Below are 21,427 nucleotides of genomic sequence, written 5' to 3' on the forward strand. Positions count from 1 at the left end.
CCGCGATCGCGGCCGCGCGAGCGCCCGGAGGCGCAGTGTCCCCCGAGCGGGCGGGCCGGCGACGACCACGGCGGGTGCGCCGCACGCGGGGACGGCTCGTCCACGGACGGGCCGTCCCCGCGCCTCACGCCGGCGTCACTCGAAGGACTCGACCGTGTCGTAGCCCCGGCCGTTGTACTTCTGCACGACCACCGTCGACACTGCGGGCTGGCCGTCCTCGGTCGTGCTCACCGATGTGTCGGGCAGCATGAGCGGCGCCTCGAAGCCCTCGATCCCGCGCAGGGCTTCCATGAAGCTGTCGCGGGTCGGCTCCTCCATCTCCATGAAGACCTGTTCCAGCGTCGCGCCGACCATCCAGCTCCACTGGCAGTGCGGGAACGCCGGCGGGTCGGGGTAGTTGCCGTACTGCGGGAGGGCGGCCAGGTAGGTCTGCACGTCCTCGTCCTGGGCGAACGCAGGGCTCTGCGGCGCCTTGGAGAACGACACCGAGTAGATGCCGGGGAAGGCCGCGGCGCCGCCGGGCTCGAGGATCGCCGTCGGGCTCGACGTGTTCGACGGCAGGAACCAGTTCGGCGTCCAGCCCAGCTGCTGCGCCTTCTGCAGCGACGAGATGACCAGCGGGGTCACCGACATCGCGTTGAAGAAGACATCGGCGTCACTGTTGGCGAGCTCGGTGATCTGCGCGTCGACCGACGTGTCGGTCGCCTCGTAGGTGAGCTCGTCGACGATCTCGATGTTGTCCGCGCCCTCGATGGCCGACTTGAAGCCCTCGACGTAGCCGGCACCGAAGTCGTCGTTCTGCGACAGGATCGCGACCCGGTGGTTGCCGCTCGAGGAGGCCAGCAGCTCACCGAAGGCCTCGCCCTCGTTCTGGTAGATCGGCACGAAGCCGAGCTGCCACGGACTCTCCTCGGTGTCGCTGAACAGCGGGTCGCCCGTCATGATCAGCACCTGCGGCACCTCGTCGGCGATCGCCGCGTCGCGCCAGGCACGGTTCGTCGGCGTGCCCAGCCCCGCGGTCATCGCGAAGACCTCGTCCTTGAGCTGGTCGTAGTTCGCCGCCGCCTGCTGCGGGTCGTACGTGTCGTCGAGCGCCTCGATCTCGACGGTGCGGGTCTGCCCGTCGCCGAACTCGATGCCACCTTCGGCGTTCTTCATGCCGAAGTACGCGGTGACGCCGGCGACCGTGCAGGTGCCCGGGCCCGCCGTGGCACCGCTGAGCGGAGTGGTGATGCCGAGCGTGACCGAGTCGTCGGTGATACCGGGGCTGGGCGCTCCCTCGGCCGCGTCACCGCTGCGGCCGGCGTCCTCCCGGTTGCCGCAACCCGTGACCGTGACCGCGAGCGCCGACGCGACGGCGATGCCGAGCGCCTTCCGCGATCGGGAGTGTCTGTTCATGCGTGACCTTGCCTCTCTGTCTCGGATTGCTCCGCCGCGGTGCCCGACCCGGGGGTCGATGACGGAGTGGTCGGTGGTGCGGCGGAGCCGCGTCCGGCGGGAGAGCGCCGCAGCCTGCGCATCAGCGCGCGGGGCAGCGACACGAGGCCACCGGGCAGGACGAACAGCACGGCCAGCAGGAGCGCGCCCTGCAGCAGCGCCGTCAGGCTCGGGTCGATGGCGTTCGTGACGTCGGGGACGATCACGTAGAACGCGCCGCCGAGGAGCGAGCCCACGATGCTGCCCGCGCCGCCGATCACCATCGCGACGAGCAGCTCGATCGAGTGCCCGAAGCTCATGGTCTCCGGCGACGTGTACTGGACGACGACCATGTACAGGAAGCCGCTCACCCCGCCGATCAGCGACGCGATGGTGAAGGCCAGCACCTTGTAGCGGTAGGGCGAGATGCCCATGGACGACGCCACGTTCTCGTTGCCCTTGACGATGGCGAAGGCCCGGCCGTACTTGCCCCGGACGAGGAGGCTCGTCATCAGGAACACGATCCCGCCGATGACCAGCACGAGGTACAGCTGCCACTGGTCGTCGTAGAGCCCGCTCCCCTCCGGCGCCTCGACGAAACGCGCGGACAGGCCCTGCGAGCCGCCGGTGAAGTCGCTCAACCGCTTCGCCAGCGGCACACCGACGATGGGCAGCGCGATGGTGACCATCGCGATCGCGAGCCCACCCAGGCGTGCGGCGGCGAGTGCCACGACCAGTCCTGCGACGGCGGGGATGAGGCAGGTGAGCACGAAGACGAGGACGATGTTCCACCCGCTCTGGACGCCGTACGCGGTGACGTACGCGCCGAGACCCAGGAAGAAGATCTGGCCGAGCGAGACCTGCCCGGTGTAGCCCATCACCACGTTGAGCCCCAGCACGGCGACGGCGAAGACGCCGATGCGGGCGAGCGTGTCGTTGGCGCCCTCCGTCATCACGAGCGGCAGGACGGCGAGCCCGGCGACGAGCAGCAGCGGAGCTCCCCAGCGCACCCACGGACGCTGCCGGAACGACGAGGCCGACGACGTCGTGGCGGACGACGTCGGCGCGGATGTCGTCGAGGCGGATGTCTTCGAGGCGGATGTCTTCGGGGAGGAGGTCTTCGGGGAGGAGGCCATCACACGCGCACCACGGTCTTCCGGCCGAACAGGCCCTGGGGTCGGACGATGAGTACGACGAAGATGAGGATGAACGGCACGGCCACCTTCAGGTCGAAGCCGATGAACGGGACGTAGACCGCGGCCAGGTTCTCCAGGATGCCGATGATCCAGGCGGCGATGACCACCCCGATCGGGCTCGTGAGACCGCCGAGGATGACGGCGGCCAGCGCGTACACGAGGGCGTTGTCGAGCATTCCCGGGGTCAGCGTGAGCTGCGGCGCGACGAGCACGGCGGCGACGGCGCCCAGCGCTGCGGCCAGGCCCCAGCCGACCATGAGGAGGCGTCCGACGGGGAGCCCGCAGAACGCCGCGGACTGCGGGTTGATCGCGACGGCCCGCAGCGCCAGGCCGAGCTTGGTGCCGACGAAGAGCCCTTGCAGCAGGAGCATCGCCACGACGATCACGGCGGTGGTCCCGAGCGAGCGGACGCTGACGGAGACGCCCAGGAACGACACCGTGTCGAGGGGGAACAGCGAGGGGAACTGCTGGTTGTTGTACGTCCAGAGCCAGCCGGCGAAGCCGGTGATCAGCGTCAGCAGGCCGATCGTGACGACGACGGCGGTGTCGGGGTCGCCGCGCTCGAAGCGCCGCATCAACCACCGTTCCACCAGAGCGCCGAACACGACGGACAAGACGATCGCCACCAGGATGGCGGCGACGAGCGGCAGGCCCCGGTTCGTCAGCCACCACACGGCGTACGCGGACAGCACGGCCATGCCGCCCTGCGCGAAGTTGATCAGGCCGGTCGCCTGGTGGACCAGCACGATGGCGAGGGCGAGCGCGGCGTAGACCGAGCCCGTCGACAGGCCGTCGACGACGAGTTGGACGAACTTCCCCATCTCAACCTCCCAGGTAAGCGCGACGGATCTCGTCCATGCCCTTGAGCTCGGCGGACGTGCCGGTCAGCACATTGCGGCCGGTCTCCAGGACCGTGGCGCTGTCGACGAGGGTGAAGGCGAGGTTGGCGTTCTGCTCGACCACGACCATGGCGATGCCGGACTCGACACGCAGGCGCCGGATCGCGTCGTAGACGTTCTTCGCGGTGCTCGGGGCGAGGCCGAGCGAGGCCTCGTCGAGGAGCATCAGCCGCGGCTTGGACATGATCGCCCGGCCCACGGCGAGCATCTGCTGCTCACCACCGGACAGGGCCGACGCGTTCGAGGTGATGCGTTCCTCCAGGTTCGGGAACAGGTCGAGGCAGTAGTCGATGTCCTTGTCGACGCCCTTGCGGTCCTTGCGCAGGTAGGCGCCGACCCGCAGGTTGTCGCGGACGGTCAGGTCGCCGAGCGTGCCGCGCCCCTCCGGCACGTGGGCGATGCCCAGGGCGGCGACCTGGTCGGGCCGCATGCCGCGGATGTCCTTGCCGTCGAAGGTGATGCGGCCGCCCGCGCGGACGGTGCCGCTGATCGCGCGGAGCGTCGTGGTCTTGCCCGCGCCGTTCGCGCCGAGGATGCCGACCGCCCCCTCCTCGGGAACGCTGAGCGACACGCCGTCGAGCACCTGCACGGGGCCGTAGGACGCGGTGACGCCCTCGAGCTCAAGCAGCGTCATCCGCGGCGTCCTTCCCGATGTAGGCCTCGATGACGCGGGCGTCGGACTGCGCCTCGGCGGCCGTCCCCTCCATCAGCTTGGCCCCGTGGTCGAGCACGACGACGCGGTCGGTGAGGGCGGCGATGAGGCCCATGTGGTGCTCGACGATGACGACGGTGATGTCGTCGTCGGTGCGCAGACGCCGGACCGTCGCGATCAGGGTCTCCACCTCGCTGTGCGGCAGACCGGCGGCCGGCTCGTCGAGGAGCAGCAGCTTCGGCTTCATGAGCAGCGCACGGCAGAGCTCGATGCCCTTGTGGAGGCCGTGCGACAGCTCGTCGGCCTGCAGGTGCGCGGCCCAGCCCAGGCCGTTGCGCTCCAGCAGGTCGAGCGCCTCGGCGCGCAACTCCTTCTCCGCGCGCCGGGTGCGCGGCGTCCGCACCGCCCACTCCAGCGCTCCGCCGGGGAGCCGCGCGTGCGCACCGAGCAGCACGTTCTCGAGCACCGTCTCGTGCAGCTGCAGCGCGGGGTGCTGGAACGTCCGGGCCAGGCCGTGACGCGCGAGCGTCGCCGGGCGCGCGCCCTGGACCTCGGTGCCGTCGATCAGCACGGTGCCCGCGGTCGGCCGGTAGTGCCCGCTGATGCAGTTGAACAGCGACGTCTTGCCCGCGCCGTTGGGCCCCACGAGGCCGAAGATCTGGTTCGGCTCGACGGCGAAGGACACGTCCTGCAGCACCTTGATCCCGCCGAACTGCAGACTCACGTCCTGCAGCGTCAGCTCACCTGCCATTGCCGCATCTCCCGCCGTTGGGACGTGCTCCGGTGCGCGGGCCCCCGACCCGTCGCCGCAACGTACGGAGGCCTCCCGGGGATTGTCAACGATTTGATGTGAGAGTCGTCTCGGCCGCCGCGGACCTCGTCAGGGGCTCCGCGCGCCTCGAGGGAGCAGCACGGCACCCGCCGCGACCAGGCAGCTGAGGCACACGAGCACGGCCGACTGGGCCGTCCCGGAGCCGGCGGCCGTGCCCACCGCCACCACGAGCGGCGGTCCGAGCAGCTGCCCCACGCCCGACCCCTGCGTCACCAGGCCGATGGCCGCGCCGGCCGACCCGGTGCCCGCCGACACCGCGGCGAGGCCGGCGAACAGGGCGGCCGGGGCCAGTCCGGCGACGAACGAGAAGGCGACCGCCGACGCGACCCGCAGCTCCACCGGGAGCGCCGGGTCGAGCACTCCCCAGACGGTCACGGCCATGCCCGCGCACGCCGCGGGGACCACCCACCGCAGGGGCACTCCCCGGTGCACCAGGTAGGCCCCGAGGAGGTTGGCGGGTGCGTTCACGAGGAAGACCACGGCGCCGACCAGTCCCGCGTCCGCGACGGACAGCCCCTCGTCGGCGACGAGGGCGGCCGGCAGCAGGCCGACCACGGCCAGGTACTGGGCGGAGTACAGACCGAAGACGACGCTGATGACCACCACGGACCGCGAGCGGAACGCTCCCAGCAGACCCGCGAGGGACGGCTTCCGGCGCACCGCGGCCGACGGCACCCAGCGCAGGACCACCAGGAGCGCGCCGGCAGCGACGCAGGCGTCGGCGACCGACGCCCCCCGCCAGCCCACGAGCCCGATCGCGGGAGGGACGAGCAGCGCCGCCAGCCCGGAGCCCACGGGCATGTACGCGCCCCAGGTCCCGGCGACGAGCCGCCGGTGCTCCGGCCCGGACACCTCCGAGAGCAGCGGCGGCGCCGCGAGGATCACCATCACGAGCCCGATGCCCTCCCCGACGCGGGCCACCAGCAGCCCCGTCAGGGAGTCGACCGCCGCGCCCCCGAGGTCGGCGACGACGATCGCCGTCAGGCCGAGCCGGACCTGGCGGCCGAACCCCAGCGTCTGCCCCAGCCACCCGAGGAGGGCACCACCGACGGCGCTCAGGGCGCTCACCGTCGACAGGTACCAGGCGGCGGTGGCCGAGCCGAGCCCGAAGTCGTCGGTCAGGACCGGCAGTGCGGCCGCGGCCCCGCCGATCTGCGCCGCGGCGACCACCCCGGCGCCCAGGAGGGCCGCCACGGCGCGCCACGACGTCCGGTCCGGCCCGGCCGCGACCGCGGGCGCGGGCCCCGGGGCGGACGGCCGACGCCTCATCGCCTGCCCCCTCCGCCGTCGTCTGACGGGGCCACCCTCACCGATGTCGGCGCCGTCGTCACGCCGGGCGCCGCGGACCCGCCGTCCCCTACGTCATATGACGCGGTCGTCCCGTCATCCGACGCACGCCGCTCGGCCGCAACGGCCGGGACCCGGTGACGGATGTCTGTGTGCTGGACCACAGGAGCGGCTCTAGGCTCGACCCGCGATGTCGTGGGGGCCGGGGGCCACGCACGTCCCCGGGCCTCCCGCGCAGGCACCGCGGCGGCGCACCACCCGGACCCGGCCCGACCGCCCGGCCCGACCGACCACCTGCGGGCAGCCACCGGCGCACCGGCCGGCCCGTGGCAGTGACAACCGACGAGAACGGACGGACATGACTGCGAAGAACCTCCAGGACCTCCTCGACCAGACCGGCGACACCGTGGGCCTGCTGCGCAACTCGCAGCTCGGCGCCTACATCTACCCCGTCGTCCCCTCCGAGTTCACCAACTGGCGGCGGGAGCAGAAGGCGTGGCAGGAGACCGCCGTGCTCTTCGACCAGTCGCACCACATGTTCAACCTCTTCATGCGCGGCCCGGACGCGATCAAGCTGATCTCCGACACCGGCATCAACAGCGTGGCGAACTTCCCGGTCGACATGGCCAAGCAGTTCGTCCCGGTGACCCCCGCCGGCCATGTCATCGGCGACGGCATCCTCTTCCACCTCGCCGAGGAGGAGTACGTCTACGTCGGCCGCGCGCCCGGCGCCAACTGGCTGCAGTTCAAGGGCGAGACCGGCGGCTACGACGTCGAGATCCGCAACGACCCGCGGTCGCCGTCGCGGCCGTACGGCAAGGCGGTCACCCGCGACCTGTGGCGTTTCCAGATCCAGGGGCCCAACGCCTGGTCGATCATCGAGAAGCTCAACGGCGGCTCGGTGGAGCAGCTGAAGTTCTTCCGCATGAGCACGATGACCATCGCCGGCGAGACCGTGCGCACGCTGCGGCACGGCATGGCCGGCGCGCCGGGCCTGGAGATCTGGGGCCCCTACGAGAGCTACGACCGGGTCCGCGAGGCCATCATCGAGGCCGGCCGGGAGTTCGGCATGGAGCCCGTGGGCTCGCGGGCGTACTCCACCAACACCCTCGAGTCGGGCTGGATCCCCTCGCCCCTGCCCGCCATCTACACCGGCGAGGAGCTGCGCCCGTACCGCGAGTGGCTCGGCGCCGACAGCTACGAGGCGACCAACGCCATCGCCGGCAGCTTCGTCTCCGACGACATCGAGGACTACTACACCAACCCGTGGGAGCTCGGTTACGGCTCCTTCGTCAAGTTCGACCACGACTTCGTCGGCCGTGACGCCCTCGAGGCCGTGGACAAGGACAGCCAGCGCCGCAAGGTGACCCTGGAGTGGAACTCCGAGGACCTGGCCAAGCTCCTCGCGAACCAGGTGGAGGACGCCCGGTACCAGTTCTTCGACCTGCCGAACGCGAACTACGGGTCGTCGAACTTCGACTCGGTCGTCGACGCCGACGGCACCGTGCTCGGCGTCTCGATGTTCACCGGCATCTCGGCCAACGAGAAGAAGGGGCTGTCCCTCGCGACGATCAGCCCCGACGTGCCGCACGGCGCCGAGGTCCGCGTGGTGTGGGGCGAGCCCGACGGCGGGAGCAAGAAGACCACCGTCGAGCCGCACGAGCAGTTCGAGGTCCGGGCCATCGTCAGCCCGGTCCCCTACGCCAAGATGGCGCGCGAGACCTACCAGGGCGGCTGGCGCACCACCGGCAGGGCCTGACGGCACACCGGCTGTGGCCGGGCGACGATCCCTCGTCGCCCGGCCACAGCCGTGTCCGGACCCGGTGGCCGCGGTACGTCACATGTCGCGGCGCGCCTGCGTCCGGGGGGTCACCCGCTGTGGTCATCCGCGTGATCCGCTGCACATCCGGGCTCCATACGGTGGAGGAACACCGCCGGAGGACGGCTCGAGCCGGTACTGCGGCACCCCCGGGCAGGCACTGCTCCTGTCCCTCCCGCGACTCCCTCCCGCGACTCCCTCCCGCGACGAAAGGGCCACCACCGTCATGTCCTCCGAGAGTCTGGCCGCGGCCCTCGCCCGGGTCGGCAGCCCCGTCGAGCTGCTGCGGAACCTCGCCTTCCCCCCGAGCACCTTCCCCGTCAGGCCCGAGTTCACCAACTGGCGTTCCGAGCAGCGGGCCTGGGTGGAGAGCTGTGCCCTGCTCGACCAGTCGCACCACATGACCGACCTCTTCATCGAGGGACCGGACGCCCTGCGGCTGCTCAGCGACCTGGCCGTCAACACCTTCGCGGGCTTCGGGGTGGGCAAGGCCAAGCAGTACGTCGCCGTCAACCCCGACGGCCACCTGATCGGCGACGCCATCCTCTTCCACCTCGAGGAGGAGCTGTTCGACCTCGTCGGGCACCCGATGGTCATCGACTGGGTCACGTTCCACCTCGAGCGCGGGGACTACGAGGCCACCGTCGAACGGGACGACAACTCCGCTGTGCGCACCTCCGGTCCGCCGAAGCTCTACCGCTACGAGCTGCAGGGGCCGACCGCCGCCGCCTTGATCGAGGAGGTGACCGGTGCCCCGCTCCCCCAGGTCAGGTTCTTCAACACGACCGAGTTCACCATCGCCGGCCGGCGCGTCCGCGGCCTGCGGCACGGCATGGCGGGCCAGCCCGGCTTCGAGCTGTTCGGCCCGTGGGACGACGGCGACGCGGTCCTCGAGGCCCTGCTCACGGCCGGGGAGCACCACGGGCTCGTGCGGGTCGGGGCGAAGGCGTACTCGACGGCCAACCTCGAGTCCGGATGGGTGCCGGCGCCCATGACGGCCCTGTTCTCCAACCACCCCCTCATGCAGGAGTACCGGGAGTGGCTCCCGGTCACGAAGGTGGGTTCCATCGGAGGCAGCCACGACCCGGCCGACATCCGCGACCACCACCTCACGCCGTTCGACGTCGGCTACGGCAAGACCGTCAGGTTCGACCACGACTTCGTCGGCCGCGAGGCGCTCGAGAAGCTGGCCGAGGCGCCGCCCCGGACCAAGGTGACCCTCGTCTGGAACGCCGACGACGTCACCGCGGCCGTCGGCTCGGTGTACCGGCCCGGCCCGGGTGCGAAGTACATCGAGATGCCGAAGGCACGCTACGCCACCCACCACGAGGACAAGGTGCTCAAGGACGGTCGGCAGATCGGCATCTCGCTGGACTGCGGCTACCTGGCCAACGAGCGGGTCATGGTCTCGCTGGCCACGCTCGAGAACGAGTTCGCCGAGCCCGGCACCGAGGTGACCGTGGTGTGGGGCGAGCAGCCGGTCTCGGGCAAGCCGGCGGTCGAGGACCACGTGCAGGTCGAGATCCGGGCCACCGTCGCCCCCGTCCCGTTCGTCGACTTCGCCCGGGAGGCCTACCGGACCCGCTGACGCCGCCCGTCGCCGCGCACGTCGAGGCCCCCGGGACGAGTTCGTCCCGGGGGCCTCACCGCGGTGGCGCAGGTCCTCAGGCGGACGGCGCCCGGTTGTCGAACAGGGCGATGCCGGCCGCGGTGTTGGACGCCGGCACGAAGTAGTCCGAGTGCACCTTCGTGACCCGGTCGTCCATCGCCCCGCGCATGACCAGCCACATGATGAGCTCGATGCCCTCCGAGCCGGCCTGACGGATCAGCTCCTCCCGGGACATCGCCGCCAGTCTGGCCGGGTCGGTCTCGATCGCCTCCATCCACATGGAGTCGAAGTCGGGGTTGATGAACCCCGCGCGGCTGCCGGCCAGCTGGTGGGACATGCCACCGGTGCCCAGCACGCCGACCGTGATGTCCTTCGGATAGCTCCGGATCGCCCGGCCGAGGGCCCGGCCCAGCTCGTAGCACCGCGCCGCCGTGGGCTGCGGGTACTGGATGACGTTGACCAGCAGCGGGATCACCGGGCAGGGCCAGGCGTCCCCCGGGTCGGCGGTCCAGACCGACAGCGGCACGGTGAACCCGTGGTCGACGGCGAGCTCCTGGAAGACGGTCAGGTCGAAGTGGTCGTCGACCAGGCTCTGCACCAGGTGGAAGGAGAGCTCGGGGTCGCCGATCACGTCCGGCACCGGCCGGCGGCCGAATCCCTCGTCGGCGACCTCGTACCGCTCGGCGGTGCCCAGCCCGAAGGTCGGGACGAAGTCCAGGTCGATGCCGTTGGCGTGGTCGTTGTAGACCACGATCGCGACGTCGGGCGTGTGCTCGGCCAGCCACGCCCGTGCAGGGGCGTACCCGTCGAAGAGCGCCTTCCAGTTCGGGTCCTCGGCCTTGCCGCGGTCCATCGCCGCGCCGATCGACGGCACGTGCGAGGTCGCCAGGCCCCAGATCACCTCAGCCATCGCGGCGGCCCCCCGCGCGCATCGCGGCCAGGAAGTCGTCCTCGCCCATGCCGGTGAACACTCCCCCGAGGTACTGCATCGACCGTCCGTCCATCATCGCCAGCTTGTAGACGTAGAAGATGCTCCCGCCCAGGTCGATCATCGCCTGCCAGTCGCGGTCCAGCACCGCCTTCTCCTGCTCCGCGGTGAGCCCGAACCCCCGGCAGTAGGCGGCCTCGTCGGCCGCGAAGCGCTCGCGGTTGCCCGCATCGCGCAGGCTCATGAAGAGCTTGTTCATGCGCAGTCCCCGGCGGCTGGTGTCCCCGTCGAAGATCGGTGTCCCCGGCAGGTCCAGGCGGCCGGCGCCGCTGTCGGTGGTCATGACTGGTTCTCCTCGCTCCCGTGGGGGTGCGCCGCCGGACGGGGAGGTCACGTCCGCTCCTGCGGGTGGGTGGCGAGCGCCTCCACGGAGACGTCGAGCCACGGGGCCATCGGCAGCGACATGAGCGCGTCGTGCAGCGCGGCCGGGTCCTCGGCCTCGTAGAGACCGATCGTCGCGTTGCGGCCGGGGACCCGCCACAGCCGCTTCAGCACCCCGGCGGCGCGCAGCTCCACAGCCCGCGCACGCTCCCCTGCCCGCAGCTCCTCCCGCCGCTCGGCGGGCGTGTCGGCCGGCAGCCGGTTCTCGGACCGGACCAGGAACTCCACGTCAGTCTCCTCCCTCGGGCGTGCCCGGCACGAGGCCGGCGAGCTCGACCAGCACCGCGGCCAGCTCGTCCGGCGCGGTGACCATCGCCTCGTGACCGGTCGCGATCTCGCGCACCGGCCACCCCCGCGCGCGAGCCCGGTCGGCCTGGGCGGCGAAGACGCGCATCCAGCTGACGCACTCGACGAAGGCCGCGGGAACGGCGTCGACGGCCCCGGTCAGCAGCAGCGGGTCGGTGTAGGTCTTCCAGGGGTGGGGGGTGAGCCGGGGACTCAGCCAGTCGACGTCGGCGGGCTCCGTCACGCCCAGCACCGCCAGCTTGCGGACCGCCACCAGCCAGCCGAACCCCTGCTCGGCCGCGGACTGCGCCCAGTGGTGCTCCACCGTCTCGGGCAGCAGGTCCCGTGCGGCCTCGCCGTCGGCGCCCACGAAGGCGTCGAGGTAGACGCGCCGCGCGACGGCGTCCGGACGGCGGTCGGCGGCGGCGGTCACGACCTGGCCGGCGTAGCTGTGCCCGACCAGGACGACGTCGGTGAGGCCCAGGACGTCGATCAGCCGGACCACGTCCTCGACGTGCGTCTCCAGCCCCACGAGCGGCGAGAGCAGGTGGGCGCGCTCCGAGAGCCCCGTGAGCGTGGGCGCGTGCACCTCGTGGCCCGCCTCGCGCAGCGGACGCGCCACGCGGTCCCAGCACCACCCGCCGTGCCAGGCGCCGTGCACGAGGACGAACGTGGCCATGCTCTCCCCATCTGCCGAGGACCCCGGGTGTGCCCCGGCCCTCACGGTAGGCAGCGGGACGGCGGACGGGATCGGCCCGATGTCACGAGGCTGCCACCGTTGCGGCACCGGCGCGCTACGTCATCCGTCGTGTCATCCGTCGTGCTCGTCCCCGCCGCCGGCCGGGCAGCACCTCAGAGGTCCAGCACCAGGCTCGGCGTCCTCCCCCGGGACACGCAGATCATCATGGTCTCGCCGAACGCCCGCTCCTCGCCGGTCAGGACGCCGTCCCGGTGGTCGGGCTCGCCCTCGAGGACCCGCGTCTCGCAGGCACCGCAGTGGCCGTCGCCGCACGCGGGCGGCACCTCCAGGCCCGCCCGCCGGACCGCCTCGAGGACGGAGGTGTCCGCGGGGACCAGGAGCGCCATCCCCGCGGCAGCGCACACGACCCGGAGGCCGCCGGCCTCGCCGAGAGCCTCCGGAGCGACGGCCACGTGGTCCTCCCCTCGTCGCGCGGTCGGACGCAGGACGGGGGACGCCGGCGTGCGACCGGGAGCGACGCTAGGCCGCCCGGCGGGCCGGCCCATCGCCCGGTTGACCGACGGCGACGGACGCCCCTGTCGCGCCAGGGACGCGACAGATGACGGCACCCGCCCTCACCGGGGCTGGACGAGCCCCTCCTTGACGGCCAGCAGTGCCGCCTGTGTCCGCGAGGTGAGACCCATCTTGGTGAGCAGGTGGCTCACGTGCGTGCGGGCGGTCCGCTCGCTGATGACCAGGTGCCGGGCGATGTCCTTGTTCGACCTCCCCTCCGCGACGAGGACGAGCACCTCCTTCTCCCGCGAGGTGAGGGCGCCGAGTCCCGTCCGGGGCGCACGCATCTCCTGGGTGAGGCGGCGGGTCACCGCGGCGTCGAGGAAGACCTCGTCGCGGACGGCTGCGCGGAGTGCGGCGTCGACCTCGGCCGGTCCGGCGTCCTTGAGCAGGTAGCCCGACGCCCCGCTCTCCAGCGCCGCGTGCACGCGCTCGGTCTCCCCGAAGCTGGTCAGGATGACCACCTTGAGCTGCGGGAACCGGCGCAGCACCTCTCCGGTCGCCGTCACCCCGTCCATCCCGGGCATCTGCAGGTCCATCAGGACGACGTCGGGCAGTTCGGCGTGTGCGGCGGCCCGGGCCAGCTGGTCGAGCGCCTCCTGGCCGTCGCCGGCCTCGGCCGCCACCTCGACGTCCTCCAGCGCCTCGAGGTAGGCGACCACCCCGCGGCGCACGACCGCGTGGTCGTCCACGACGAGGACCCGGATCGGGTGCGGCGCGGTCACGGCGCGACCGTCATCTCGGTCGCCGGCACCGCGGGCAAGGAGGTCGGCAGCGGCAGGGTCAGCCGCACGTTCGTGCCGCCTGCGGCGGGCTGCCGCACCCGGACGGCTCCGCCCCACTTGGCGGCGCGCTCGCGCATCACCGTCATCCCGAAGCCGCTCGAGGTGGGGCCCCCGGCGGGGGCGACGGCACCGCCGGCCGCGAGCCCGCGACCGTCGTCGGCGACCTCGGCGACGAGTCGCCTGCGCCGTCCGTGGGAGGTGACGGCGAGCCGGACGTCGATCGTCGACGCGTCGGCGTGCTTGATGCTGTTGTGCAGCGCCTCCGCGACGATGCGGTAGACGTCCTCCAGCAGGTCGGCGTCCTGGGCGGGCAGCTCGTCGTCGCGGTCGTCCACCTCCAGCGAGACCGCCACGCCGGTGCGAGCCGACGTCGTGTCGACCAGCGACTGCAGTGCGGGGGCGAGCCCCTCCCCCGTCGTCGCCGCCGGCCGCAGCTCCACCACCATCCCCCTCAGGTCCGCCAGCACCGCTTCGGCACTGGTGCTCAGGTCGTCGGCCACCTGGGCCACCCTGTCCGGTGTGGGCGGCAGCCCCCGCTCCACCAGGACGCTCAGCGACCGCGCCTGCATCATCATCGAGAAGACCTGCTGCACGACCGAGTCGTGCAGGTCGCGGGCCAGCTTCTGGCGCTCCTCGCGCCGGGCCACGTCCCGTTCCCGCTGCCGTTGCGCGGCGTGGTCCACGGCCATGGCGGCCTGCTCGGCCATGGCCAGCAGGAACTCCAGCTCGGTGGCACCGACGACCTGCCCCGGTGCGTAGAAGGCGTTGAGGATGCCGACCGGTTCCCCGCGGGCGAGGAGGGGCACGCTGACGAACCAGTCCCACCGGGGGTGGCGCAGGAGGTCGTGCAGCGGCGCCCACGCCGGGTCCTGCATGGTCTGCTCGTACCGGTGGGGCACCACGAGCGGCTCACGCCGTTCGAGCGCCTCGAGCATCTTGAGCTCGGCGCCCAGCGCGCGGCACTCCATCAGCCTGTCGAAGAAGTCGGCTGCCCGCCCGAAGCCGGCGGCGCCCATGACGTGCAGCCGGTCGCCGGAGGAGTTCACGGTGAGGACCTGGACGCCGGCGAGCGCGTCGGTCCGCGCCACCTCCCGAGCGAGGACCTCGAGCGTGCCGACCAGCGAACGCTTCGACGCCACGCTCGACGCCGCCCTGGCGATCGCGGTCAGCCGTCGCTCCCGCAAGCGGCTGAGGGTGACGTCGCGGAAGGAGACGATCCAGCGCTCCTCACCGGGGATCGGGGCGAGGACGTAGGCGAACTCCCGCCGGTGACCGGGCCCGGGCTCCCAGGCCACGGTCAGCTCCCCCGACCGGCCTGCGGCCGCGGGCTCGTCCGGCACGGGGAACGGCGAGGGGGCACCCGCGACGGCGCCCGGGTCGAGGCCGCACAGGAGCACCGCGGCGGGGTTGGCGTCGACGAAAAGGGCCTGTCCGTCGATGACCGCCAGTCCGTCGGGGGCCTGCCGCACCACCTCCTCCGCGGAGGTGACCGGACCTGTCGTCGTGTCGACGGTCGCCCGTCCTCCTCGTCGCACCGCTGCCTCCCTCCTGGACCTGCACTCCGGACCGGCCGTGGCCCGGGTCACTGCGGGAGATGCTGACACGCGGCACAGCGCCGGTGTGCGGCGCAGCGGCCGGGACCACCCGGACCGGCCGTCAGGACGGTCGAGGCGGTCCCGCACCACCCGTCCACCGCGACGATTGACGTACGGCCCGCCACCGATCCGGCTCCCCAGGTGCCGTCATGGCACCGTCCCCGCCCGGGGTGGTGCACGTCACGATGGGTACGGGACCCGCGCCCGACCCCTGCAGAGGAGAGACCACGTGAAGCGCTCGCTGGCCGTCCGGGACGCGACCACCCGGAAGTCGCTGAGGCAGGCCTTCCAGGGCCTCGGCTACGAGGTGATCCCGTTCAAGAAGACGGAGCAGTCGGTGCTGTCGTGCGTGCCGAAGGACGTCCGCCTGACGGTGACCGCCTCCCCGGCCAAGGGGCAGGACGCCACGATCGACCTCAGCGTCGCGCTCGCCGGTCACGGCTACACGGTGGCCCCGCACCTCTCGGCCCGGCAGGTCCGCGACCGCGCCCACCTGGCCGACGCCGTGGCCCGCTGCCGGGAGGCCGGCATCACCGACGTCTTCGTCGTCGGCGGGGACCCGACCGAGGACCCCACGGAGTTCCGCCACGCGCACGACCTGCTGGTCGCCCTCCACGAGCTCGGCCACGGCTTCACCGACATCGGCATCGGCGGCCACCCGGAGGGTCACCCCACGGCGTCGACGGAGATCCTGTTCCAGGCGCTGAAGGACAAGGCGCCGCTGGCGACCCACATCAAGACCCAGATCGTCTTCGACCCGGCGGTCATCCTGACGTGGGCGCGGGAGCTGCGGAACCGCGGGATCGACCTGCCGGTCCAGGTGGGCGTCCCCGGCGCGGTCCACCGCCAGAAGCTCCTGCGGGTCTCCGGTGGACTGGGCATCGGGGAGTCGGCGAAGTTCCTCACGAAGCAGCAGAGCATGTTCTGGCGCTTCTTCATCCCGGGCGGCTACAGCCCGGACAAGATCATCAAGGGGCTGGCGCCGCACATCGGGAAGCCGGACAACTCCATCGACGGCTTCCACGTCTTCACCTTCAACGACCTCGGGCCGACCGAGGCGTGGCGTCAGCGGATGCTGAAGGACCTCGCCTGACCACGCACGCGTCGGCGCGTCCCGCCCGGCCGATCCCTCCGAGGGGAGTCCAGTGACCGCACGGGTCATCGACGGCACGGCCGTGGCGCGGAGGGTCCGCGAGGAGGTCGGACGGGGCGTGGCGGCGCTCGTCGCCGCGGGCGGAGTCGCCCCGGGACTGGCGACGGTGCTGATCGGCGAGGACCCCGCGTCGGAGGTCTACGTCCGCAACAAGCGCCGCCTGTCCGTCGAGGCGGGCATGCAGGACCTGCACCGCCACCTGCCGGCCGACGCGGACCAGGCCACCGTGGCCGCGCTCGTCGACGAGCTCGCCGCCGACCCCGCGGTCTCCGGCATCCTGCTGCAGCTGCCGCTGCCCCGGCACCTGGACCCCGACGCCCTGATCGCCCGCATCCCGGCGGCGAAGGACGTCGACGGGCTGACCACCGCGAACGCCGGCCTGCTCGCCCAGGGCCGGCCGGGGCTGCGCCCGTGTACGCCGGCCGGGGTCATGGCCCTGCTCGACGAGTACGAGGTCCCCCTCTCGGGCGCCGAGGCGGTGGTCGTCGGCCGGTCGGTACTGGTCGGCAAGCCGATGGCCCAGCTGCTGCTGGCGCGCAACGCGACGGTGACGGTCTGCCACTCCCGCACGCGCGACCTCCCCGAGGTCTGCCGGCGGGCCGACGTGCTGGTCGTCGCCGCCGGCATCCCCGGGCTGGTCGGCGACGACGCCGTCAAGCCCGGCGCGACCGTCATAGACGTGGGCATCCACCGCGGCGAGGACGGACTGCGCGGGGACGTCGAGTTCGACGCGGCCGCCGAGGTGGCGGGCGCGATCACCCCGGTGCCCGGCGGGGTCGGGCCGATGACGATCGCGATGCTGCTGGCCAACACCCTCACCGCGGCCCGGGTCCAACAGGGGATCGGGGACTGATGGGCCGGCCGTGGGCCCGGTTCGACGACCTCCGCACGGGGGAGGCACTGCTCTGCCCCCCGCCGTCCCGGGTCCTGACCGCGGTGCGCCCCGACGAGGTCGCCGCCGTGCTCCAGCAGGTCCACGACGCCACGGAAGCCGGCAGCTGGGCGTTCGGGTACGTCGCGTACGAGGCGGCCGCCGGCCTGGACCCGCAGCTGCCGGGCGGCTGCGCGCCGGCCGGGGCGCCACTGGTGTGGTTCGGGTTGTGCGACGAGCCCGCGCGGGTCGCGCCGCTGGCACCGCCGGCCGGTGCCGGGCCGCAGCCGGCGCCGTGGCGTCCCGACTGGACCGACGACGAGTACGCCCGGGCGGTCGCGAGCGTCCGGGAGCACATCGCCGCCGGTGAGACCTACCAGTGCAACCTGACCGACCGGCTGCGCTGCACCGCGCCGGGGGATCCGGAGGCCCTCTACGCCCGGCTCGCCCTCGCCCAGCGCGGTGCCCACAACGCCTACCTGGACCTCGGCCGGCACGTCGTCGCCAGCGCCAGCCCCGAGCTGTTCTTCGAGTGGGCCGGGGACGTCGTCCGGACGCGGCCGATGAAGGGCACCGCCCCCCGCGGCCGCACGACCGCGGAGGACCGGGAGCAGAGCCTCCTCCTGCGGTCCAGCAGCAAGGAGCAGGCCGAGAACCTCATGATCGTCGACCTGCTCCGCAACGACCTGGGCCGGGTGGCCGAGGTCGGCAGCGTGGTGGTCGACGAGCTGTTCGCCCTGGAGCGCTACCCCACCGTCTGGCAGATGACCTCGCAGGTGAGCGCCCGGGTCCCGGCCGGCACCGGCCTGCTGGACCTGTTCCGCGCGCTGTTCCCCTGCGGATCGGTCACCGGCGCCCCGAAGCGGCGCACCATGCAGCTGGTCGAGGAGCTCGAACCGACACCGCGCGGGATCTACTGCGGCGCCGTGGGCCTGGTCGCTCCCCCGTCCGCGCCGTTCCGGGCCCGGTTCAACGTCGCCATCCGGACGGCCGTCGTCGACCGCGCCACCGGCGAGGCCGTGTACGGGGCCGGCGGCGGCATCACCTGGGGCTCGGAGGCCGCACGGGAACGGGCCGAGCTGCACGCCAAGGCGGCCGTCCTGGTCCACGACGTGACCGAGCACCGGCTGCTGGAGACGCTGGCCTTCGTCCCCGCCGAGGACCTGCGCAACATCGACCGGCACCTCGCCCGCATGGCCGACTCCGCCGACTGGGCCGGGTTCCGCTTCGACCCGGCCGCGGCGCGGGAGTCCCTCCGCCGGGCCGTCGCGGGGCGCACCGACCCGGCTCGGGTGCGGGTCCTGCTGTCGCGGGACGGGGACGTCGACGTCGAGCTGGAGGTCATGCCACCGGCCGCCTCCCGGCCGGTGCGGCTGGCGCTGGACGACGATCCCGTGGACGCCACCGACCCGTGGCTGCAGCACAAGAGCACCCGCCGCGACGTCTACCTGACGCGGGCCCTGCGGCACCCGGAGGCCGACGACGTCGTCCTGGTCAACCAGCACGGCGAGCTGACCGAGACGACCACGGCGAACCTCGCCCTGCGCATCGCGGGCCGGTGGTGGACGCCGCCCACCGGCGCGGGCTGCCTGCCCGGGGTCGAGCGCGCCCGTCTGCTGGACCTGGGGCACCTCTCCGAACGGGTCCTGTCCGTCGCCGACCTGTACGACGCCGAGGAGGTGGCGGTGCTCAACTCGCTGCGCGGCTGGCGCGAGGCACGGCTGCGCGTCGGCCAGGTGCCGGTGCACGGGCGGCCCGCGGACGAGGTCGGCGCCGGATCGCGGAGGACGGTGCACGGGTGACCAGGGCCCCGGTCGCCCACCCGGCCTCCGAGGTGGAGCGCGAGTCGCCGAACCTCCGCGGGGAGGGGCGCGAGCACCGCGACCTCACCGCCGGCGGGGCCCGCGGCCTGCTGCGGTCGGAGCCCTCCTCGTGATCGCCCGCCCCGGCCGCTGCGTCGTCATGGGGATCCTCAACGTCACGCCGGACTCGTTCTCCGACGGCGGCCGCCACTCCACCGTCGAGGCCGCGGTCGCGCACGGGCTGCACATGGCGGGGGCCGGGGCCGACTACGTCGACGTCGGGGGCGAGTCGACGCGGCCCGGCGCCGGGCGCGTGCCCCCCGAGGAGGAGTGCCGCCGGGTCCTGCCCGTGGTCGCCGGGCTCGCCGGGCTCGGGATCGCGGTGAGCATCGACACGACCCGTGCGTCGGTGGCCGCGGCATCCCTGGCGGCGGGTGCGGTGATGGTGAACGACGTCAGCGCCGGCCTGGCCGACCCCGCCATGGCCTCCGTCGTCGCCGATGCCGGCGTCCCCTGGGTGCTGATGCACCGGCGGGGCGAGAGCCGCGACATGTACGCCGGAGCCACGTACGGCGACGTGGTCGCCGACGTCCGGCGGGAGCTGTGCCGGCGCGTCGACGCCGCGATGGCGGCGGGCGTGGCGGCCGAGCGGCTCGTCGTCGACCCGGGCCTGGGCTTCGCGAAGCAGCCGGAGCACGACCTCGCGCTCCTGGCCGGCCTGGACCGCATCACGGACCTCGGCTTCCCCGTCCTGGTCGGCGCCTCCCGCAAGCGCTTCCTCGGCGCCGTCCTCGCGAGCGCTGACGGGCGCCCCTGGCCACCCGACCGGCGCGACAGCGCCACGGTGGCCACCTCGGTGCTGGCCGCCCGCGCCGGCGCGTGGGGCGTGCGCGTGCACGACGTGGCCGGCAGCGCCGACGCCGTCCGCGTGCTGGCCGCCGTCGACACGGCGCGCCGGCATCCCGACCATCGACCGGACACGACCGACAACGGACACACAGAGAGGTGGCGATCCGCATGACGAGCACGGTGAGCACGACGGCCCCCGTCACGACGGGGCTCTACATCGGCGGGCAGGAACGGACCACGGCGGAGGTGCTCGAGGTCGTCGACCCGGCCCGCCCGGGCGTCGTCGTCGGCACCGCGGCGGCGGCGACGAGGGAGGACGTGGCCGACGCCGTCGCGGCCGCCAAGGGCGCCTACCCGGCGTGGTCGGCCCTCCCGGCGAAGGAGCGTGCGGCCGCCATGGCCGCCGCGATCGACGGCCTGGCCGACGAGCGGGACGAGGACGCCCGGGTCCTCTCCCTGGAGAACGGCAAGATCGTCCACGAGGCGTGGGTGGACGCCCTGGTCTTCGAGATCCGGTGGCAGCTGGCCCTGTCCCTCGCCGACGAGGTGGAGCTGACGAAGGTGCTGCCCCCCGCGCCCGGCATCCCCGTGCAGACCACCGTCGCCTACCAGCCGCTCGGCGTGGTGACCGTGATCGTGCCCTTCAACTGGCCGATCGCGATCCTCGCCGCGTCGCTCCCGCACGCGCTGCTGGCCGGCAACACGGTGATCGTGAAGCCCCCGCCGTCGACGCCCCTGGCCACCACGCGCCTGGTGCAGCGCGTCGCCGAGAAGCTGCCCCCCGGCGTGCTCAACGTGGTCACCGGACGCGACAGCGAGATGGCCGGCCTGATCGAGAACCCCGACGTCGCGAAGGTGTGCTTCACCGGCAGCGTCAACGGCGGCAAGAAGATCATGGAGATGGCCTCGCGCAGCCTCACCCGGGTCACCCTCGAGCTCGGCGGCAACGACCCCGCGATCATCCGGGCCGACGCCGTCCTGGACGACGAGCACCTCGACCGGCTGTTCAGCGCCGTCTACGACACCACCGGCCAGATCTGCATGAACGCCAAGCGGCTGTACGTGCACCGGTCGCGCATGGACGAGCTGGTCGCGGGGCTGTCCGCACGCCTGGAGCGGACCGTCCTCGGGCACGGGCTGGCCGAGGACACGACGATGGGCCCGCTCCACCAGCCGGCGCAGAAGGCGTTCGTCACCGAGATCGTCGAGGAGGCGAGGGAGTCCGGGGCGACCGTGCTGGAGTTCGGCGAGCTGCCCGGCGGGGAGTTCGCCGAGGGGAACTTCCTCCGCCCGGCCATCGTCGTGGACCCCGACCCGTCGCTCCGGGTCGTCACCCAGGAGCAGTTCGGCCCGGTGATCCCGGTGCTCCCGTTCGACGACGACGCCGACGCCGTCCGGCTGGCCAACGACACGTGGGCGGGCCTGTGCGCGTCGGTCTGGACCGCCGACACCGACTCCGCCAACCGCATCGGCGGGCAGCTGGAGGTCGGCTACGTCTGGGTCAACGACCACGGCGCCGCGCGGCTGGACCTGCGGGCCCCGTTCGGTGGCATGAAGGCCTCGGGCATGGGCCGCGAGCAGGGCATCGAGGGCGTCCGCGCCTTCCAGGACACCCGCTCGATCGCGCACGCCGCGGACGAGACCGCGCAGGCCGAGGCCGCGCACTGAGAGCCGCCGGGGCCGGCGAGGCGCTTCGCCGCCGGCCCCGGCGGTCCCCGCGCTCCGGGACACCTGCCGCACCACCGACCGGGCCGGC

General features: G+C 73.0%; 21 protein-coding genes. 8 read left to right on the forward strand and 13 right to left on the reverse strand.

The window, feature by feature from the left end; genetic code table 11:
• Window positions 1-135: 135 nt before the first annotated feature.
• The 6 genes from BM414_RS08095 to BM414_RS08120 form a co-directional block, all read right to left on the reverse strand.
• Entirely contained in the window at window positions 136-1,398 is a 1,263-nt protein-coding gene (locus BM414_RS08095; RefSeq protein WP_093578920.1) for an ABC transporter substrate-binding protein, read from the reverse strand.
• Window positions 1,395-2,426 carry a branched-chain amino acid ABC transporter permease gene (locus tag BM414_RS08100; RefSeq protein ID WP_245784569.1) on the reverse strand — a complete coding sequence of 344 codons (1,032 nt, stop codon included), beginning with the start codon at window positions 2,424-2,426 and terminating at the stop codon, window positions 1,395-1,397. The genes BM414_RS08095 and BM414_RS08100 overlap by 4 nt, the downstream gene beginning before the upstream one ends.
• A gap of 125 nt (window positions 2,427-2,551) precedes the next feature.
• Window positions 2,552-3,433 carry a branched-chain amino acid ABC transporter permease gene (locus BM414_RS08105; protein ID WP_093578921.1) on the reverse strand — a complete coding sequence of 294 codons (882 nt, stop codon included), beginning with the start codon at window positions 3,431-3,433 and terminating at the stop codon, window positions 2,552-2,554.
• Between the two features lies 1 nt (window position 3,434).
• The gene (locus BM414_RS08110; RefSeq protein ID WP_093578922.1) at window positions 3,435-4,145 is read right to left on the reverse strand and encodes an ABC transporter ATP-binding protein; all 711 of its coding nucleotides are present in this window, start codon (window positions 4,143-4,145) and stop codon (window positions 3,435-3,437) included.
• Entirely contained in the window at window positions 4,132-4,887 is a 756-nt protein-coding gene (locus tag BM414_RS08115; protein ID WP_217644612.1) for an ABC transporter ATP-binding protein, read from the reverse strand. Before BM414_RS08115 ends, BM414_RS08110 begins: the two co-directional genes overlap by 14 nt.
• A 156-nt stretch (window positions 4,888-5,043) precedes the next feature.
• Window positions 5,044-6,189 (reverse strand): MFS transporter, encoded by a 1,146-nt coding sequence (locus BM414_RS08120; protein ID WP_175551491.1) that lies wholly within the window; start codon window positions 6,187-6,189, stop codon window positions 5,044-5,046.
• A 451-nt stretch (window positions 6,190-6,640) separates the two neighbouring features.
• Between BM414_RS08120 and ligM the strand changes: the two genes are divergently transcribed.
• Window positions 6,641-8,041 carry a vanillate/3-O-methylgallate O-demethylase gene (gene ligM, locus BM414_RS08125; RefSeq protein ID WP_093578925.1) on the forward strand — a complete coding sequence of 467 codons (1,401 nt, stop codon included), beginning with the start codon at window positions 6,641-6,643 and terminating at the stop codon, window positions 8,039-8,041.
• A 286-nt stretch (window positions 8,042-8,327) separates the two neighbouring features.
• Window positions 8,328-9,689, forward strand: coding sequence for an aminomethyltransferase family protein (locus tag BM414_RS08130; protein WP_093578926.1), 1,362 nt, complete (start codon window positions 8,328-8,330; stop codon window positions 9,687-9,689).
• A gap of 76 nt (window positions 9,690-9,765) precedes the next feature.
• Here BM414_RS08130 and BM414_RS08135 read toward each other — a convergent pair whose 3' ends face one another.
• The 7 genes from BM414_RS08135 to BM414_RS08165 all read right to left on the reverse strand — a co-directional run bounded on the left by BM414_RS08135 (window position 9,766) and on the right by BM414_RS08165 (window position 14,936).
• Window positions 9,766-10,620: a class III extradiol dioxygenase family protein gene (locus tag BM414_RS08135; protein ID WP_093578927.1), complete on the reverse strand. Its 855-nt coding sequence runs from the start codon at window positions 10,618-10,620 to the stop codon at window positions 9,766-9,768.
• Window positions 10,613-10,981 (reverse strand): protocatechuate 4,5-dioxygenase subunit alpha, encoded by a 369-nt coding sequence (ligA, locus tag BM414_RS08140; RefSeq protein ID WP_175551492.1) that lies wholly within the window; start codon window positions 10,979-10,981, stop codon window positions 10,613-10,615. The genes BM414_RS08135 and ligA overlap by 8 nt, the downstream gene beginning before the upstream one ends.
• 47 nt (window positions 10,982-11,028) lie before the next feature.
• Window positions 11,029-11,307, reverse strand: coding sequence for a muconolactone Delta-isomerase family protein (locus BM414_RS08145; RefSeq protein ID WP_093578928.1), 279 nt, complete (start codon window positions 11,305-11,307; stop codon window positions 11,029-11,031).
• 1 nt (window position 11,308) lies between these two features.
• Entirely contained in the window at window positions 11,309-12,043 is a 735-nt protein-coding gene (locus BM414_RS08150; protein WP_093578929.1) for an alpha/beta fold hydrolase, read from the reverse strand.
• 173 nt (window positions 12,044-12,216) lie between these two features.
• On the reverse strand, window positions 12,217-12,516 hold the full coding sequence (locus BM414_RS08155) for a 2Fe-2S iron-sulfur cluster-binding protein (protein ID WP_245784570.1): 300 nt from the start codon (window positions 12,514-12,516) through the stop codon (window positions 12,217-12,219).
• Between the two features lie 162 nt (window positions 12,517-12,678).
• Window positions 12,679-13,341 (reverse strand): response regulator, encoded by a 663-nt coding sequence (locus BM414_RS08160; RefSeq protein ID WP_093578931.1) that lies wholly within the window; start codon window positions 13,339-13,341, stop codon window positions 12,679-12,681.
• Entirely contained in the window at window positions 13,338-14,936 is a 1,599-nt protein-coding gene (locus tag BM414_RS08165; protein ID WP_093578932.1) for a PAS domain-containing sensor histidine kinase, read from the reverse strand. The genes BM414_RS08160 and BM414_RS08165 overlap by 4 nt, the downstream gene beginning before the upstream one ends.
• A gap of 289 nt (window positions 14,937-15,225) precedes the next feature.
• On the opposite strand from BM414_RS08165, the gene BM414_RS08170 reads away from it, so the two are divergent.
• From BM414_RS08170 to BM414_RS08190, 6 genes are read left to right on the forward strand one after another with little or no spacing between them, the layout of a single operon-like run.
• Complete coding sequence (locus tag BM414_RS08170) at window positions 15,226-16,089, forward strand: methylenetetrahydrofolate reductase (RefSeq protein WP_093578933.1); 864 nt, start codon at window positions 15,226-15,228, stop codon at window positions 16,087-16,089.
• 52 nt (window positions 16,090-16,141) lie between these two features.
• Window positions 16,142-17,002: a bifunctional methylenetetrahydrofolate dehydrogenase/methenyltetrahydrofolate cyclohydrolase FolD gene (gene folD / locus BM414_RS08175; protein ID WP_093578934.1), complete on the forward strand. Its 861-nt coding sequence runs from the start codon at window positions 16,142-16,144 to the stop codon at window positions 17,000-17,002.
• Complete coding sequence (gene pabB, locus BM414_RS08180) at window positions 17,002-18,822, forward strand: aminodeoxychorismate synthase component I (RefSeq protein ID WP_093578935.1); 1,821 nt, start codon at window positions 17,002-17,004, stop codon at window positions 18,820-18,822. The genes folD and pabB overlap by 1 nt, the downstream gene beginning before the upstream one ends.
• Window positions 18,819-18,956 (forward strand): hypothetical protein, encoded by a 138-nt coding sequence (locus BM414_RS29215; RefSeq protein ID WP_175551493.1) that lies wholly within the window; start codon window positions 18,819-18,821, stop codon window positions 18,954-18,956. Before pabB ends, BM414_RS29215 begins: the two co-directional genes overlap by 4 nt.
• On the forward strand, window positions 18,953-19,843 hold the full coding sequence (gene folP, locus BM414_RS08185) for a dihydropteroate synthase (protein ID WP_245784571.1): 891 nt from the start codon (window positions 18,953-18,955) through the stop codon (window positions 19,841-19,843). The genes BM414_RS29215 and folP overlap by 4 nt, the downstream gene beginning before the upstream one ends.
• A complete protein-coding gene (locus BM414_RS08190; protein ID WP_093579064.1) occupies window positions 19,840-21,339 on the forward strand; it encodes an aldehyde dehydrogenase family protein in 1,500 nt (499 codons plus the stop codon). Before folP ends, BM414_RS08190 begins: the two co-directional genes overlap by 4 nt.
• The last annotated feature ends 88 nt before the right edge of the window (window positions 21,340-21,427 follow it).

The organism is Geodermatophilus amargosae, assembly GCF_900116515.1.
In the GTDB taxonomy this organism is placed as follows: Bacteria; Actinomycetota; Actinomycetes; order Mycobacteriales; family Geodermatophilaceae; genus Geodermatophilus; species Geodermatophilus amargosae.